Here is a 15,379-nt window from a genome sequence, read left to right on the forward strand (position 1 = left end):
CGGGGCCGGAGGGTATCGGTAGGGGACGGAATCAGATCAGAGCAAGCCTTGCGACTCGAGGTAGGCTGTCACTGAGTTGTAGACCTTCTCGGCGTTGGGGGACTGCTCGGCGTACGCTTTCCACTGGTCGCGGGCGATGGTGCGGAACTTCCGGCGCTCCTCGGCTGACCAGTCGTGGACGGTAATCTCCGGGTTGGCGCGTGCTTCCATGACCGCGGTCTTGTCCGCCATGGCCAGTTGGGTGCTGATGTCCTGGGCGAAATCCCGTGCCGATACCGTCATGATGGTCTGGATGTCTTCCGGCAGTTTTTCCCAAGCCTTTAGACCCATTGCGATCTCGATCAGCGGCAGGGAGTGGAAGCCCGGATACACCGGATGCGCGGCAATTTCGTGTAGGCCGGCGTTGTGGTTGGTGGAGAACACCGTGTAGTCAGCGGCGTCGATCACACCCTTGCCCAGCGCGGTGTAAACCTCAGAGCCCGGCAGATTGACCGGTGCGGCACCAGCGGCGGCGAACACCGACTGTACCAGGCCTTCAGGGGCGCGCATCTTCAGACCCTTGAGGTCTTCAACGCCGTTCAGCGGCTTCTTGGAGACGAACGATTCCAGGCCAGTACCACCACCGCCAACAAACTTCACACCGTACGGGCGGTAGAGTTCGTTCATCAGCTCGTAGCCACCGCCATGGTTGATGTAGTCAATGAGCTGGTCCGGGCTCGACCAGGCACCCACGGTATTACCGATCAGGCCAAAGGCCGGGTCCTGACCGGAAAAGTAACCGGTGACTGAGATATGGCCATCGAGCACGCCCATTTTCATGGCACCGAGGGTTTCGGTGTGACTGACCACACTGCCAACCGGGAGCAGATCAATGCTGACCCGTCCGCCCGACATTTTTTCCACCCGGTCGGCCCACTCCTGCTGGACCTCAAAGTTCTTGACGCCGGACGGGTCTGACGACTGGAACTTGAAATTAAAATCGGCGGCAGCGGCGTGAAGCGCGAAAGTGGCCGAGATCAGGCCAGCGGCAAGTCTTTTGGTAAACATACGTGGGACTCCTGGTTGTTTTTGTATCGGTAAATGTTACCGGTAACATTTGCGAGTCTAGTTAAAACAAAAAGTGCTGGCAAGCATAGGCAGGCGGCAGAAGCAGAGAAAAAAACATAAAAAAACCGGTCTGCCAGAGACAGACCGGTGAAACGTCAGGGTTTGCGACGTGCTAAAACCTGAGAACTCACTCAGGAGACGCAAGAAATGTCCGGATTTCCTACGTCCACTCCTATGACGGCAAGCGTTAATGAAAGTTCCCTGATGCGGTTGCTTTTTAAACAGACCTAGCGGCTCGCCACCCGGCTCAGTTCAGGTGCCGCCTCCTCCTGAGTCGACAGCGTTGGCCGGTACTGCTCCCGCAACGCCAGCACCCGGTCCCGATAGGCCGGCGTGAGGTATGGCAGCTCCATGGTCAGCACCTGGTAGATGCCCTGCTTGAGTTCGTTCAGGGTCAGGTTGGCGTAGGTTTCCTCAGCGTGCGCGGTTTTCAGGAATGCCATCCAGTTAGTCACTACCAGCCACACGTTCAGCGACATGGCAGCACGCAAAGCCTCCGGCTGTGCCTCGATGATGCCCGCCTCCGCCAACCGCTCGAAAATGCGATTGATGGCCGTGAGGCAGCGCTGAGTGAACTCCCGGTAGTCCTGGCGCAGGCGCTGATCGCTGTCCAGCAGGTATTCCAGATCGCGGTGAAAAAACCGGTAACTCCACAGGCCATCGAACACCGACTCCAGGTAGAAAGTCATGTCGGCGAGCGTCATGGCCCGGTCTTCCGGGATATCCAGGTAGAAATCCACCAGCTTTTCGTACTCGAGGAAGATTTCGTAAATGATGTCCGACTTGTTGCGGAAGTGGTAATACAGATTACCCGGCGAAATCGCCAGGTGCGCCGCTATATGATTGGTAGTGACGTTACGCTCGCCCCGTTCGTTAAACAGCTCCAGACTTGAGAGCAGAATCTTGTCTCTTGTTTTCATAAACTTGCCGGCGGTTGTTAGGTGCCTTGAGGATGGCCTGATAGGCCACCGTACCCTGCTTGACTCCCTAGAGTATATACTCTAATAATACCGCTAAGCGCAAATTGCGCACATTTTCACCACTACAGAACCGCACACTACTGGCCCGATACGCCGGCAGTGAACGGAGGGAGCAGAGTATGGGAGCCACGGTCGTTCAGCTTACCGAAAGTAAAAAGCAGATCCAGCACACCCACCGGGTTTTTCAGGATCAAAAGCAGGCGTTTCGTAGCAACCCCATGCCCTCGCTCACTGAGCGCAAGGAAAACCTGAAGCGCCTGAAGCGTACCCTGCTGACCAATCAAGAGCGCCTGCTCGAGGCCATTGACCGGGATTTCAGCTGCCGGTCCCGGGACGAATCATTGATTGCCGAGGTGATGCCGTCTATCCAGGGCATCAACTACACCCTGAAGCATCTGGGCGAGTGGATGAAGCCGTCGAAACGGCACGTATCGGTGCTGTTCCAGCCCGCCAGCAACAAAGTGCACTACCAGCCCAAGGGCGTGGTCGGGGTTATCGTGCCCTGGAACTACCCGCTGTACCTGGCGGTGGGACCACTGGTGGCGTCACTGGCGGCCGGCAACCGCACCATGATCAAGATGTCCGAGTTCACCCCGCACACCTCGGCGCTGTTCAAGGAAATCATTGAAGCTACTTTCCCGGAAGAACTGGTTTCCGTCATTACCGGCGAGGCCGATGTCGCCGCCGACTTCTCCGCCCGGCCCTTCGATCACCTGCTGTTCACGGGCTCGACCTCGGTTGGCAAGCTGGTGATGCGGGCTGCGGCCGAAAACCTCACCCCGGTCACCCTGGAACTCGGCGGCAAGTCCCCGGCCATTGTCGCGCCCGAGGTGCCGATGGAAGACGCAGCCCAGCGCATTGCCTTCGGCAAGGCCCTGAACGCCGGCCAGACCTGCGTTGCCCCGGACTATGTGCTGTGTCCTGCTGACCGGGTACAGGCCTTCGTGGATGAATTCCGCACCCGGTTCTCGGACATGTACCCCAGCCTGCGTGACAACGACGACTACACCGCCATCATCAACGAGCGCCAATACGACCGCCTTCAAGGTTACCTGGAAGACGCCCGCGCCAAAGGTGCCGAGCTGATCGAAATCAACCCGGCCCGGGAAAACCTGGGTGATGGTACCCGGAAAATCCCGCTGACCCTGATCCTGAACACCACACCGGACATGAAAGTGATGCAGGATGAGATCTTCGGCCCGCTGCTGCCGGTGGTCAGTTACAGCGGCCTGGATGAGGCCTTGCATTACATCAATGATCGGCCTCGGCCGCTGGCCCTGTATTTCTTCGGCTACGACAAGAGCCAGCAGCAGCATGTGGTGGACAACACCCACTCCGGCGGTATGTGCATCAACGATGCGCTCATGCATGTGGCTCAGGATGATCTGCCATTCGGCGGTGTCGGCGACTCCGGCATGGGCCACTACCATGGCAAGGAAGGCTTCCTGACCTTCTCCCACCACCGGGCAATTTTTGCCAAACAGAAATTCAACAGCGGCAAATTTGTGTACGCACCGCACGGCACCGCTGCCCACAAGATGATATACAAGCTCTTCATCCGCTGAGACCTGGCGCGGGGGCAAGCAATGCCCCCGCCATCCAAAGCCCCAAGGACAATAACAAGAAGGGAACTCGCCATGCTTGACCCGTCCGCCGCCCGATCGGGCGACACCGAATTTGCCCGGCTTGATCGCCGCAGCTTTCTGAAAAGCGGACTGGGCGGCACCCTGTTTCTCGCCACGGTCAGCACCACCGCCGGACTGAGCGGCTGCGCAACAGCACCGGCTGGTCAGCTGGACGCTGTCGACACGCAAATGAAAACCAGCTACCAGTTCCGGTTCCTGACCCGGGACGATATCGAGCTGTTCGAGGCCCTGTTGCCTGCCATGTTTGGCCCGGCCCTGCCGGAACAACCTCAGGCGCGGCGTCTGGCCGTTGCCGGCACCATTGAGCGTATCGATGCCGGCATTGAAAACTTCGGGCCGGCCAATCAACAGGAACTGCGTCGGCTGTTCGACCTGCTGACCTTTGGTTTCACCCGGGTGACCATCGCCCGTGTCTGGTCCCGCTGGCCCAATGTCAGCACCACCGACGCCAACGCCTTTCTGGAACGCTGGCGCACCAGCGGTATCGGCCTGTTCAACAATGGCTACATTGCCCTGACCAAGATCAGCAACGTCGCCTTCTACGGCGGCCATGACCAGTGGCACCTGTCGGGCTATCCGGGACCGCCCCAGTGGGCGGTTGACGCCCTACCCCAATTCAAGACTGCCTGATTCCACGCTCAGTAACGGAGCTATCCATGTCGTTAACCGATCGCATTGCCCGGGGCCTGGAAGCAGGCTGGAAAGTAACCGATGCCACCACCCTGACCGACCACCAGACCCACGAAGCCGATGTGATCGTCATCGGGACTGGCGCCGGCGGTGGCACCACCGCTGAAATCCTGGCCAAGAACGGGCTGTCCGTGATCCTGGTAGAAGAAGGCCGGCTGTACTACCAGAAAGACTTCACCATGGATGAGCACAGCGCCTACGCCAGTCTGTATCAGGAGGGCATGAGCCGGACCACCCAGGACGGCGCCATCGCCATTCTTCAGGGCCGTTGTGTGGGTGGATCGACCACGGTGAATTGGACTTCCAGCTTTCGCACCCCGGATCAAACCCTGACCTACTGGGCCGACAATTTCGGCCTGGACAACCTTAGCCCCGAGGCCATGGCCCCCTGGTTTGAAGGCCGGGAACAGCGGCACACCGTAGCGCCCTGGCAGACACCCCCGAACGTCAACAACGACATCCTGCGTCAGGGCTGCGAACAGCTCGGTTACAGCTGGCAGACCATTCCCCGGAATGTAAAAGGATGCTGGAACCTGGGTTACTGCGGCGTGGGCTGCCCCACCAATGCCAAGCAGGGCGCGCTGATGACCACCATTCCCGGCGCCCTCGATCATCAGGCCCGACTCTTCCACGGGCTCCGGGCAGAACGGCTGGTCATGGACCAGGACCGTATTGATCACCTGCAAGCCAGCGCCATGGGCGCGGACGGCATTACCCCGTCCGGTGTCACGGTGACCCTGAAAGCCCGCCACTTTGTGGTTGCCGCCAGCGCCATCGGCTCGCCAGGTCTGCTGTTACGTTCGGACATTCCGGATCCCCACGCCCGTGTTGGCAAGCGCTCGTTCATCCATCCGGTGAACGCCACCATTGCCCAGATGCCGGAAAAAGTGGATCCGTTTTACGGTGCGCCCCAGTCAATCTACTCAGATGAGTTCAACTTCAAGAATGGCGTGGATGGACCAGCCGGCTTCAAGCTGGAGGTTCCGCCACTGCATCCGGGCATGTCGGCGGGCGTGATTCCGGGCCACGGGCCGGAACAGATTGACGCCATGGCGGGCCTACCCTGGACCCAGTCTGTTATCGCCCTGATGCGAGACGGTTTCCATCCCGAAAGCCCCGGGGGCACGGTGACCCTGCGCGACGACGGCTCACCGGTTCTGGACTACCCGATCACAGATTACCTCTGGCATGGGCTGAAACAGGCCTACCTGACCATGGCGGAGATTCAATTTGCCGCCGGCGCAAGCAAGGTCCGGCTGGTGCACCTCGACTCAAACTGGTACACCAGCTGGGGCGAAGCCAGGGCCGCCATCAACAGCATTGCCATGGAACCGCACCGGGTGCGGTTGTTTACTGCCCACCAGATGGGCGGCTGCAGCATGGGCCAGGATCCCCAAACCTCGGTGGTGAACGGCTTCGGTGAGCACCATCAAGTCAGCAACCTGAGCGTACACGATGCTTCGGTGTTCCCGACCAGCATTGGTGCCAACCCACAGCTGTCGATCTATGCCCTGGCAGCTCGGAACAGCGCACGGCTGGCAGCTAAGCTGACGAGCTGAGTGCCCGCCATTTTGGGATGGCCGACAAGCTGCTATTCTAAGGCCTCACGAATTAAGGAGCTGTGCATGCCGAAAGTCATCTACCCGGGCACCTTCGATCCGATTACCAATGGTCATACCGACCTGATCGAGCGTGCCGGTCGCATGTTCGACGACATCGTGGTTGCCGTCGCCTACAACCCCAAGAAACAGCCACTGCTGAATCTGGAAGAGCGCTGCGATCTGGTCCGCCAGGCCACCGCCCACATTCCCAACGTCACCGTTACCGGCTTCAGCAACCTGCTTGCGGATTTTGTTCGGGAACAGGGCGCAACGGTCATCCTGCGTGGACTGCGGGCGGTGTCTGACTTCGAGTACGAATTCCAGCTGGCAGATATGAACCGGCGGCTGGCGCCGGAGGTGGAGAGCGTATTCCTGACCCCGGCGAACCACCTGTCGTACATTTCCTCGACCCTGATCCGGGAGATTGCCTCCCTGGGTGGCGATGTCTCAGAATTTGTCGATCCCGCCGTTGAGGCGGCCATGAAGCAGAAGTTCGAATCAGCCTGAGGAAACGGTGGCGTGAGTGACCAGGCCCTGGCCGGGGCCCGGTCACGTTTAACGTTGCTTAGAGCAACGGTGGCAGCGGAATTTCCATGCCGTTCACGTCCACCATCAGATCCTTCATCACCGCCTTCATCACCAGCTGGTCGCCGTCTTTGATCAGCAGACCCTGCTTGATCATCGGCGCGAGCTGCATACGTACACTCGGGTAATTCTCAGCCAACGCTGATGGCGCGCTCAGCTGCATGTCGCCGGTCAGCCGTTGCATCACCATCAACATGCCCGCGCGCTCGTCGGCGCTGAGTTCCGGATGACGAATAGTGACATTACCGGTGACCACGCCCTCTGGGGTGCTCAGACTCAGCTGTGGCATACCCACCGAAAATCCGGCCGAGGCCAGCTCGCGCAAGGCCAAATTGATCTGCTGCATGGCCGCCATTTGCTGCTCCGGCTCCGCTGGCGCCGAGGTTCCGTTTTGCAGCATCACAGTCTGCAGATCGGACATGCCCTGGGTAAGAGAGCTCCAGCTAGCCAGATCCAGATTTTCCAGAGCGAATTCCACCCGGTGGGGGCCGTAGCCCTGGCCACCACGAATGATCTCCTCCAGTTCTAAAGTCACACGGGAATCCAGGCGGGTTTGCTCTGGGTTGGTCTCGGTGCTGCTGGACAGACTGAAGTCCCGGAACTCAACCGGCGGATCGGCCCGATGGACCACCGTCATTGACCCAACCTCAAGCTCACCGGCACCCGTCCAGACGTCCGCCATCAGGTGATTCAGGCTTTGCTCCATATGAATGTCGGCCATACGGATATCGATTTCAGGGCCGGACAGGCTGAGTGTCGGCCATACCATCAGCGCGTCGGCCTGAGAGCCCGTATCGCTAATTTCGATACGCGCCAGACCACCGCTGGTGTTCAGGGTTTCGCCAGTGACCTCGTTGGTCATGGTCATCACCGGCGCCTCAAGCTCCAGCGTGGCACTTCCCCACAGACGGGTTTCCAGGGTCAGCTTCGGTTTGGCCTCGGGAAACCAGTCACGCCCTTCCGGCGACCAACCGCCCACCGGTTCGAAATTCAGCAAGCTGCCGGTGACACCGTGGGTCACCTTGGCCCGATACTCGACCTGGTGTGACTCTCCGGTCTCCGGATTCTGCACCACTAGAGCCCCGGTCAGCTCCGAGCCCAAGACTCCGCGACGATAGGCGCCGGTTTCCATCTTCAGGAACGACTGGGCACGATTCATCTCCTCGGTCGCCTGCTGCCACTGCTGCTCCGTGACAAAGCCGACAACCCAGGGCATGGCCCCAGCTACCGCCAACACCGCAACGCCGGTGATTATCCATTTTTTCTGCAAGACCTGTCTCCGTCTCAGGATTTACCGGTTAGTCGCTCGAGCAACACCAGTTGAGATGCCAGCCGTTCTTCACCTTCGGCCGGTTGTTTCTGCACGTAACTGCCATCTGACAGCAACGCCCAGGACTGACAATTGTCCGCCAGGTAGGTATCCAGATCCTCACGCATTCGAGCCACCAGCGCCGGATCCTCAATCGGGAACGCAGTCTCTACCCGGCTGAGCAAATTCCGCTCCATACCGTCGGCACTGGAGCAGTACACATCCGGGCGCCCCTTGTTGCCAAAGTAGTACACCCGGGTATGTTCCAGGAAACGACCAATGATCGAGCGGACCCGGATATTATTAGACAGACCCGGGACCTCCGGTCTGAGGCAGCATATCCCGCGGATAATCAGATCAATTTTCACGCCCGCCTGGGAGGCCCGGTACAGCGCCTTGATCATTTGTGGCTCAGTCAGCGCATTGAATTTGATAATGATCCGCCCCTTATCGCCAAAGCCGGCCTCACGATCAATCAGACTGAGCAGCCTGGAGTGCAAGGTAAACGGGGCATGAAACAGCTTCTTTATCTTCAGCGCCTTGCCCATGCCGGTCAGCTGCTGGAACAGCTTGTTGACGTCATCACTAATGGAATCGTCGCAGGTCATGAAACTGTAGTCAGTGTACAGGCGGGCGTTCCCGGCGTGGTAGTTGCCAGTACCCAGATGCACATAGCGCCGCAGCTTGCCCTCTTCCCGGCGGACGATGAGAATCATCTTGGCGTGGGTTTTGTAACCAACCACCCCGTACACCACGATCACACCCGCCTCTTGCAGCCGGCTTGCCAGCTCCAGGTTTTCGGCCTCACTGAACCGCGCCCGCAATTCGATTACCGCCGTCACTTCCTTGCCGCGCCGGGCAGCATCCGCCAGCGCTTCGACGATCTCAGAATCCGCCCCGGTACGGTACAGGGTCTGGCGAATCGCCAACACCTGGGGATCCTTGGCGGCCTGGCGCAGCAGATCCACAACCGGACTGAAATTCTCATACGGATGCAGCAACAGGATCGGCTGCTTACGGATACTGTCGAACATCGAATCCTTGCTGCGGATCGGCTTCGGGATCGAAGGCGAGAAACCGGAATAAGTCAGGTCCGGGCGATCCACCAGACCACCCACCGCCATCAGCCGGGTCAGGTTAACCGGTCCGTGAACCTGATACAGGTCCCGCGCAGTCAGGCCAAATTCGGTCAACAGGAACTGGGTCAGTTCATCCGGGCAGTTGTCTGCCACTTCCAACCGTACGCCATCGCCAAAGCGACGACTGAGCAGCTCGCCCCGGAGCGCTGACGCCAGGTCGTCCAGATCGTCCTCGAGCTCAAGGTCGGCATTCCGGGTCAGGCGGAACTGATAGCAGCCCTTCACTTCCATGCCCGGGAACAGCTCGTCGGCGTGGGCGTGGATCATCGATGACAGGAACACCAGATTCTCGCCACCGTCGCAGACATCGTCCGGCAGACGCACCAGGCGCGGCAGTGATCGCGGGGCCGGCACGATGGCCATGCCGGTTTCCCGACCAAAGGCGTCCTTACCATCAAGCTCAACGATGAAGTTCAGACTCTTGTTGACCAGACGTGGGAACGGGTGCGACGGGTCCAGCCCGATGGGACTGACCACCGGCAGAATCTCTTCTTCGAAGTAAGTACGCACCCACTCGGCCTGGGCCGGTGTCCACTCGCGGCGACGGACAAAGTGGATGTTCTGCTGCTCCATTTCCGGAATCAGCACGTTGTTGATAATGTCGTACTGCTCGTGGATATACTCGTGAGCAACCCGGCTGATCTCGGCCAGCGCCTGCTCCGGCATCATGCCGTCCATGCCCACGGTTTCCCGGCCATACTTCATCTGCTGACGCAGACCGGCAACCCGGATCTCGAAGAACTCGTCCATATTGCTGCTGAAAATGCAGCAGAAAATCAGCCGGTTGATCAACGGGTGGGTGGTATCCAGCGCCTGCTTAAGGACCCGGTAGTTGAACTGCAGCTGACTGATTTCCCGATTAAAGTAGTTCTCACTGGCGTCCAGATTGAGACTCTCACCAAGCGCCGGCATGTCCACCGGGGCCGGCACATTCTGGTCGGGGTCAGCCTTAAGCTTCTTGGCGGTTTCCGTAGTCATAGTTCCTCAATTCCGTTCTGTGGCGTGAGCGGCGGACACCGGCCACGCAATCATGTCGTCCGTGGTTCTATCGTCGCGGCTGGTTCATCAGGCGCGCCGCGCGCACTGCAAAATAGGTCAGGATGCCATCGGCGCCGGCCCGGCGCATGGCCATCAGGCTTTCCATCATCACTGCGTCGCCATCGAGCCAGCCGTTCTCGGCCGCGGCCATGTGCATGGCGTATTCGCCACTGACCTGATACACAAAAGTAGGTACCTGCAACTCGGTCTTCACCCGGTGCACAATGTCCAGGTAGGGCATGCCCGGCTTGATCATCACCATGTCCGCGCCTTCGGCCAGATCCAGGGCAACTTCGTGCAACGCCTCATCGGAATTGGCGGGATCCATCTGGTAGGTCGATTTATCGGCCTTGCCCAGATTACTGGCGGAGCCGACGGCATCCCGGAACGGACCGTAATAGCTGGAGGCATACTTGGCAGAATAGGCCAGGATTCGGGTGTTCACATGTCCGGCCGCCTCCAGCGCTTCCCGAATGGCGGCTACGCGCCCGTCCATCATATCCGACGGCGCCACCACGTCCGCGCCGGCATCGGCATGGGACAAGGCCTGGTTCACCAGAGCTTCCACCGTGACGTCGTTCAGCACGTAGCCGGCCTGATCAATGATGCCGTCCTGGCCGTGGGTGGTGAACGGATCAAGCGCGACATCGGTAATCACGCCCAGCTCAGGCTGTGCCTGCTTCAACGCCCGCACGGCGCGCTGGGCCAAGCCATCCGAGTCCCAGGCACCTGAACCGGAGAGGTTTTTCTGGTCCGCCGCCACCACCGGAAACAGCGCCACCGCCGGGATACCCAGCTCGACCAGCTCCGCCGCCTGCTCAACCAGCAGATCGACACTCAGACGCTCTACCCCCGGCATCGAAGGCACAGCTTCGCGCTGGCCTTCGCCTTCCAGGACAAACACCGGGTAAATCAGATTGTCCGGTGTCAGCTGGTTCTCCCGCACCAATCGACGGGAAAAACTACTGGCGCGGTTGCGACGCAGACGCGTGGCGGGAAAGGCACGGGGAGTCGGACTCGGCACGGATAACCTCCTGGATGGTATGGCCGGACATTCAAAGACTGCTGGCAGCGCCGGATTGGCGCCCTGCACACCATCATACACGGCACGGGCCACCCATTGCAGACTCCCTCGACAGGTTAAGAAGCGCCCATGACATTCCGGTTACCGGATTGAATCCAGGGCCTGGGCGCGAACCCGCTCCGTATCCGTAAAGTGCTGATCGCGCAGATCGGCAATGGCCTGCTTCAGCTCGGGCCCGGCCAGCCCGGAGGTCAGCAGGCTTTGGCGCTGGGCGGAGTAAGCTTGCCAGCGCTGATTCCAATTCGCCTGCTCCTGCTCCAGGACCTGCAGCCGTTGCGCCGTTTCGATGCCGAAGGCCTCGCGCCGCCAGTTCTGCAGCGCCTCGGGGTCATCGGCCAGTTCCTGGCGCGCCTGTTCGTAGTCGCTGAACCGGCGGGTTTCCCGACGCGCCTGCCGCAATGGGTCGGGCAAGGCATCTTCGGCCTGCGCCAGGGCCACCCGGCGCTGTTCCTCGGTCAGGTTTGGGTCGCGGCTGATCCGGAGTTTCTCGATCTGAAAACGATCGATCGCCTCGTCCTGGGCAAAAAATGCGTCGGCGGTGGCACTGTCGAGCCAGGTTCGGCGCAGGGCCTGAATTTCCTGCATGCGTTGGTGCATCTGCACCGCATCCAGCTCGGTGCCGCCGCCATAGCCGGCCTCTAGATCGGAAATCGCCAGTTTGTAATCAAGGTAGGCGCGCAAGGTATCCAGGGCCTGGGTTCGTGCGGGTTCCTGCAGCGCCAGCAGTGTTTGTTCAATACGGGCGACTAACTGCTCCAACGATTCCTCCCCGAGCGCCGATAGATAGTATTCAAACAACTGTCGCAGTGCCGGCGTTGGAATCAGGTCGCCGACACTGTCCACCTGGTTCCAGCCACCGGGCACCGAGGTACCCACCAACGAGGCCGGCAGCTGCTCCGGCACCGAAACAGTTTTAGCCTGGCCGACCAGCGTTGATGGCACCGTGGCCGTGGAAGCAGATGCCAGGCCAGTGCTGGATTCGGTTTCAGAGGGACGGAATTCGGTCGAGGTCTGCGCCGGAGCAGCAGCGTGTGACGTCAGCAAATACCAGCCGAACATCACCAGCAGAGACAGGATTAACGGAATCAGAATGTGCGGGCGAGCAAGCGATCTCATGGTCTGCGCGAATCCGTGGTGTTTGGGTGCGGGCGTATTCATTCAAATCCGCCAGAAAGGAATGGCACGAGGATAGACCAGCGCGGGACCAGCTGCCGAGAACGGGGTCAAAAACAGAGCCGGGGCTAATCGCCCCGGCCTGAATTGGCATTAATCACAAGGATCGGTTGTTAAAACCTACAGCAACTTTACGCGGTGCGTCTGAGCGGAAGAGGGTATCAATCTCATGGATCTCTCCACCCTGACTCAGGTAAGCCTCGATATCAGCCTGCAGCTGCGCCCGAACCCGTGCCCGACCAGCAATGGAATGACTGTCATCGCTGTCGTGGCCCCAGTTTCCGGGTTGTTCAAGATTGCTTTCGTCGAATTCACTCATAATGCTCTCCCCATCAACGAAAACAGAGAATCGAGTGCCGGCGCGCCCCGCAGGGCAACTACACTCAGTCTCGACGAACGGCCGGCTTTGGCGTCGTCTTGGCGTCTTTATAATCCTGTTTCGGTGACCGCGCTATTTCAATCAAACCCATTTTTTGTAATTTTTTGTAACCACCAATAAAGCACTGATTTTATGTGACAAAATAGGACTCAATTAGGAGCCAATGAAATTGACACAAAGAATGAATAGTGATTCACTACTTCTAGGGAGCCGGCATGGCTTATCGTGAAACGGAGAAGATGCGCCAGCGCAAGGCCGAGGCGCGGCAACGGATTGTTGACTGCACCTTCCAGTGCGTTGTGGATGGCGGGTTCCGAAGCGCTCGCATTACCCGAATTGCAGATCTCGCAGGCGTTGCCACGGGCACCATTTACCGGCATTTCGAATCCCGGGAAGACCTGTTTGCCGGCGTGTTCCGGCTGGCCACCCAGCGCGAGGTCGACAAGGTCGCGGAAGCGCTGGCAACCGAGGGCAATGCCGCATCCCGCCTGGAAACGGCATTACGGCAATTTGCCGAACGCGCCCTGCGCGGCCCCATGATGGCATGGTCGCTGATTGCAGAGCCGGTCGACCCGAAAGTAGAAGAAGAACGACTGAAGTACCGCAAGGCCTACGCCAGCCTGTTCGAAACGGCGATTCGCGAAGGCATCTCCGAAGGCTGCCTGCCGGATCAGGACGCCCGCCAGAGCAGTACCTGTCTGGTGGGTGCCATTGCGGAAAGCCTTGTAGGTCCACTGTCACCAACTCAGGCCGGCCAGAATCCGGCGGCGACACCTGATAACACCGATGCACTGGTCAATTCCATCATTCGCTTTTGCATGCAGGGACTGACCGGCACCAGGAGATAACCATGAACGCGCGGCAGCCACACCCCGAGACCCCAACCAACGGCTCGGAAGACCGATACCTGGCCAGCACCCACGAAGTGGTCAACCAGCCCCCGGCGCTGGAGAACTACAACCTGTTCGAGCAGGACACTGCTCTGCAGGAAGCGGTCATCCGGGAGGGCGCCGAGGCTGCTGCGCCGGAATTGAGAGAGTTTGGCGCGCTTGCAGGCGCTGCGGCCACTATTGATCTGGGCTTCAAGGCCAACAGCAACAAGCCGGTGTTCCAGACCCACGATCGCTTCGGTCACCGCACCGACGAGGTGGAATTTCACCCGGCCTACCACGACCTGATGACCATTGCCCTGGAACATGGCCTTCACAGCAGCCCGTGGACCAACCCCGGCAAGGGTGCCCACGTGGCCCGAGCCGCCAAGTACTTCATGCACTCCCAGGTAGAAGCTGCGCACGGCTGCCCCATTACCATGACGTTTGCCGCCATCCCCTCCATCCGGAAACAGCCCGAACTGGCCCGGGACTGGGAGCAGCGCATCCTTGCCAACAGCTACGACCCGCGCAACATACCCGATAGCCAGAAAGCCTCCGTCACCATCGGCATGGCAATGACCGAAAAACAGGGCGGCAGCGACGTCCGCGCCAACAGCACCAAGGCCTTCGCGACAGGCATCGAGGGCCCCGGTCAGGCCTATGAACTGGTTGGCCACAAGTGGTTTGTTTCGGCGCCCATGTGCGACGCCTTCCTGGTACTGGCCCACTCCCGGGGCGGCCTGTCCTGCTTCCTGATGCCCCGATGGCGCCCCGATGGCAGCAAGAATCCCTGGCAGATCCAGCGCCTAAAAAACAAGATGGGCAACGTCGCCAACGCCTCCAGCGAAGTCGAACTGCGCGGCGCCCTGGCCTGGATGGTCGGCGAAGAAGGCCGAGGCGTGCCCACCATCATTGAAATGGTGGCGATGACCCGCTTCGACTGCATGATCGGCAGCTCCGCCGGCATGCGCCAGGCGGTGGCACAGGCCACCCACCACTGCCGCCATCGCAGCGCATTTGGCAACCGCCTCAACCAACAACCCCTGATGCAAAACGTCCTGGCAGATCTGGCGGTGGAAAGCGAAGCGGCTCTGGCCTACACCCTGCGCATCGCCCGCGCCCTGGACAATCAGGACCAGGAACACGAACGCCTGCTGGCGCGCCTGGCTACACCGGTTGGTAAGTACTGGATCTGCAAGCGCACCCCCAACCACGCCTACGAGGCCATGGAGTGCATCGGCGGCAGCGGCGTGATGGAAGACTGCATCATGCCGCGACTGTTCCGGGAATCCCCGGTCAACGCCATTTGGGAAGGCAGCGGCAACGTTCAGTGCCTGGACACCCTCCGCGCACTGCAAAAAGAACCGGAAACCCTGGATGCGTTCTTCCGCGAAGCCTCCGAGGCCATAGGCGCCGACCGCCGCTTCGATCTGTTCCTGGCCCAGTTGCAGCAGGACTTCGGCGACATCAGCGACGTTCAGTACCGGGCCCGCAACCTGGTCGACCGCATGGCCCTGGTCATGCAGGGATCGCTCCTGCTACGCCACTCCGACCCGGCGGTTGCCGACGCCTTCTGCGCGTCCCGCCTGCAATCAGCCGGCGGTATGAACTATGGCAACCTGCCTTCGGGCACGGATGCGGCGGCGATTATCAAACGGGCAACACCTGTAGTAGGCTAAGGACTTTGAGACTCCACTAATAAGGTACGCGAACCGCTGGGTGTGCCTTTCCAAAATCGTGCGGAGCCATGGATGGCGGAGCCGAGCCTACATGGAT

Annotated in this window: 13 protein-coding genes; 6 read left to right on the top strand and 7 right to left on the bottom strand. The window is 60.1% G+C overall.

The genetic code is table 11. The features are described 5' to 3' along the window. Nucleotides 1–36 precede the first annotated feature (36 nt). Complete coding sequence (locus QUE89_RS15830) at nt 37–1,047, bottom strand: TRAP transporter substrate-binding protein (RefSeq protein ID WP_286220999.1); 1,011 nt, start codon at nt 1,045–1,047, stop codon at nt 37–39. Between the two features lie 287 nt (nt 1,048–1,334). Then, nucleotides 1,335–2,027 (bottom strand): TetR/AcrR family transcriptional regulator, encoded by a 693-nt coding sequence (locus QUE89_RS15835; RefSeq protein ID WP_286221000.1) that lies wholly within the window; start codon nt 2,025–2,027, stop codon nt 1,335–1,337. Between the two features lie 179 nt (nt 2,028–2,206). Between QUE89_RS15835 and QUE89_RS15840 the strand changes: the two genes are divergently transcribed. The 4 genes from QUE89_RS15840 (at nt 2,207) to coaD (ending at nt 6,531) form a co-directional block, all read left to right on the top strand. After that, nucleotides 2,207–3,652, top strand: a complete 1,446-nt coding sequence (locus QUE89_RS15840; RefSeq protein ID WP_286221001.1) for a coniferyl aldehyde dehydrogenase — start codon at nt 2,207–2,209, stop codon at nt 3,650–3,652. Between the two features lie 72 nt (nt 3,653–3,724). Beyond that, nucleotides 3,725–4,363: a hypothetical protein gene (locus tag QUE89_RS15845; protein ID WP_286221002.1), complete on the top strand. Its 639-nt coding sequence runs from the start codon at nt 3,725–3,727 to the stop codon at nt 4,361–4,363. Nucleotides 4,364–4,389: 26 nt separating this feature from the next. After that, nucleotides 4,390–5,982, top strand: coding sequence for a GMC family oxidoreductase (locus QUE89_RS15850; protein WP_286221003.1), 1,593 nt, complete (start codon nt 4,390–4,392; stop codon nt 5,980–5,982). 66 nt (nt 5,983–6,048) lie between these two features. Next, complete coding sequence (coaD, locus tag QUE89_RS15855; RefSeq protein ID WP_286221004.1) at nt 6,049–6,531, top strand: pantetheine-phosphate adenylyltransferase; 483 nt, start codon at nt 6,049–6,051, stop codon at nt 6,529–6,531. Between the two features lie 58 nt (nt 6,532–6,589). On the opposite strand, the gene QUE89_RS15860 is transcribed toward coaD, so the two are convergent. From QUE89_RS15860 to QUE89_RS15880, 5 genes are all read right to left on the bottom strand, one after another. Beyond that, nucleotides 6,590–7,879, bottom strand: coding sequence for a DUF945 family protein (locus QUE89_RS15860; protein WP_286221005.1), 1,290 nt, complete (start codon nt 7,877–7,879; stop codon nt 6,590–6,592). Nucleotides 7,880–7,893: 14 nt separating this feature from the next. Then, on the bottom strand, nt 7,894–10,035 hold the full coding sequence (ppk1, locus tag QUE89_RS15865) for a polyphosphate kinase 1 (protein ID WP_286221006.1): 2,142 nt from the start codon (nt 10,033–10,035) through the stop codon (nt 7,894–7,896). 67 nt (nt 10,036–10,102) lie between these two features. Next, nucleotides 10,103–11,119 carry a porphobilinogen synthase gene (hemB, locus tag QUE89_RS15870; RefSeq protein WP_286221007.1) on the bottom strand — a complete coding sequence of 339 codons (1,017 nt, stop codon included), beginning with the start codon at nt 11,117–11,119 and terminating at the stop codon, nt 10,103–10,105. 141 nt (nt 11,120–11,260) lie between these two features. Beyond that, the gene (locus tag QUE89_RS15875; RefSeq protein WP_286221008.1) at nt 11,261–12,295 is read right to left on the bottom strand and encodes a lipase secretion chaperone; all 1,035 of its coding nucleotides are present in this window, start codon (nt 12,293–12,295) and stop codon (nt 11,261–11,263) included. A gap of 154 nt (nt 12,296–12,449) precedes the next feature. Then, nucleotides 12,450–12,671: a hypothetical protein gene (locus QUE89_RS15880; RefSeq protein WP_286221009.1), complete on the bottom strand. Its 222-nt coding sequence runs from the start codon at nt 12,669–12,671 to the stop codon at nt 12,450–12,452. Between the two features lie 275 nt (nt 12,672–12,946). On the opposite strand from QUE89_RS15880, the gene QUE89_RS15885 reads away from it, so the two are divergent. Together QUE89_RS15885 and QUE89_RS15890 are read left to right on the top strand one after the other, a co-directional pair. Beyond that, on the top strand, nt 12,947–13,579 hold the full coding sequence (locus tag QUE89_RS15885; protein ID WP_286221010.1) for a TetR/AcrR family transcriptional regulator: 633 nt from the start codon (nt 12,947–12,949) through the stop codon (nt 13,577–13,579). A gap of 2 nt (nt 13,580–13,581) precedes the next feature. Further along, on the top strand, nt 13,582–15,282 hold the full coding sequence (locus QUE89_RS15890; RefSeq protein ID WP_286221011.1) for an isovaleryl-CoA dehydrogenase: 1,701 nt from the start codon (nt 13,582–13,584) through the stop codon (nt 15,280–15,282). Nucleotides 15,283–15,379 lie beyond the last annotated feature (97 nt).

Source organism: Marinobacter sp. LA51 (assembly GCF_030297175.1).
Lineage (GTDB): Bacteria > Pseudomonadota > Gammaproteobacteria > Pseudomonadales > Oleiphilaceae > Marinobacter > Marinobacter apostichopi.

Excerpts from the sequence above, each read along its gene's own strand:
- QUE89_RS15830 (WP_286220999.1), bottom strand. The coding sequence starts at position 1,047 with ATGTTTACCAAAAGACTTGCCGCTGGCCTGATCTCGGCCACTTTCGCG.
- QUE89_RS15835 (WP_286221000.1), bottom strand. The coding sequence starts at position 2,027 with ATGAAAACAAGAGACAAGATTCTGCTCTCAAGTCTGGAGCTGTTTAAC.
- QUE89_RS15840 (WP_286221001.1), top strand. The coding sequence starts at position 2,207 with ATGGGAGCCACGGTCGTTCAGCTTACCGAAAGTAAAAAGCAGATCCAG.
- QUE89_RS15845 (WP_286221002.1), top strand. The coding sequence starts at position 3,725 with ATGCTTGACCCGTCCGCCGCCCGATCGGGCGACACCGAATTTGCCCGG.
- QUE89_RS15850 (WP_286221003.1), top strand. The coding sequence starts at position 4,390 with ATGTCGTTAACCGATCGCATTGCCCGGGGCCTGGAAGCAGGCTGGAAA.
- coaD (WP_286221004.1), top strand. The coding sequence starts at position 6,049 with ATGCCGAAAGTCATCTACCCGGGCACCTTCGATCCGATTACCAATGGT.
- ppk1 (WP_286221006.1), bottom strand. The coding sequence starts at position 10,035 with ATGACTACGGAAACCGCCAAGAAGCTTAAGGCTGACCCCGACCAGAAT.
- QUE89_RS15875 (WP_286221008.1), bottom strand. The coding sequence starts at position 12,295 with ATGAGATCGCTTGCTCGCCCGCACATTCTGATTCCGTTAATCCTGTCT.
- QUE89_RS15880 (WP_286221009.1), bottom strand. The coding sequence starts at position 12,671 with ATGAGTGAATTCGACGAAAGCAATCTTGAACAACCCGGAAACTGGGGC.
- QUE89_RS15885 (WP_286221010.1), top strand. The coding sequence starts at position 12,947 with ATGGCTTATCGTGAAACGGAGAAGATGCGCCAGCGCAAGGCCGAGGCG.
- QUE89_RS15890 (WP_286221011.1), top strand. The coding sequence starts at position 13,582 with ATGAACGCGCGGCAGCCACACCCCGAGACCCCAACCAACGGCTCGGAA.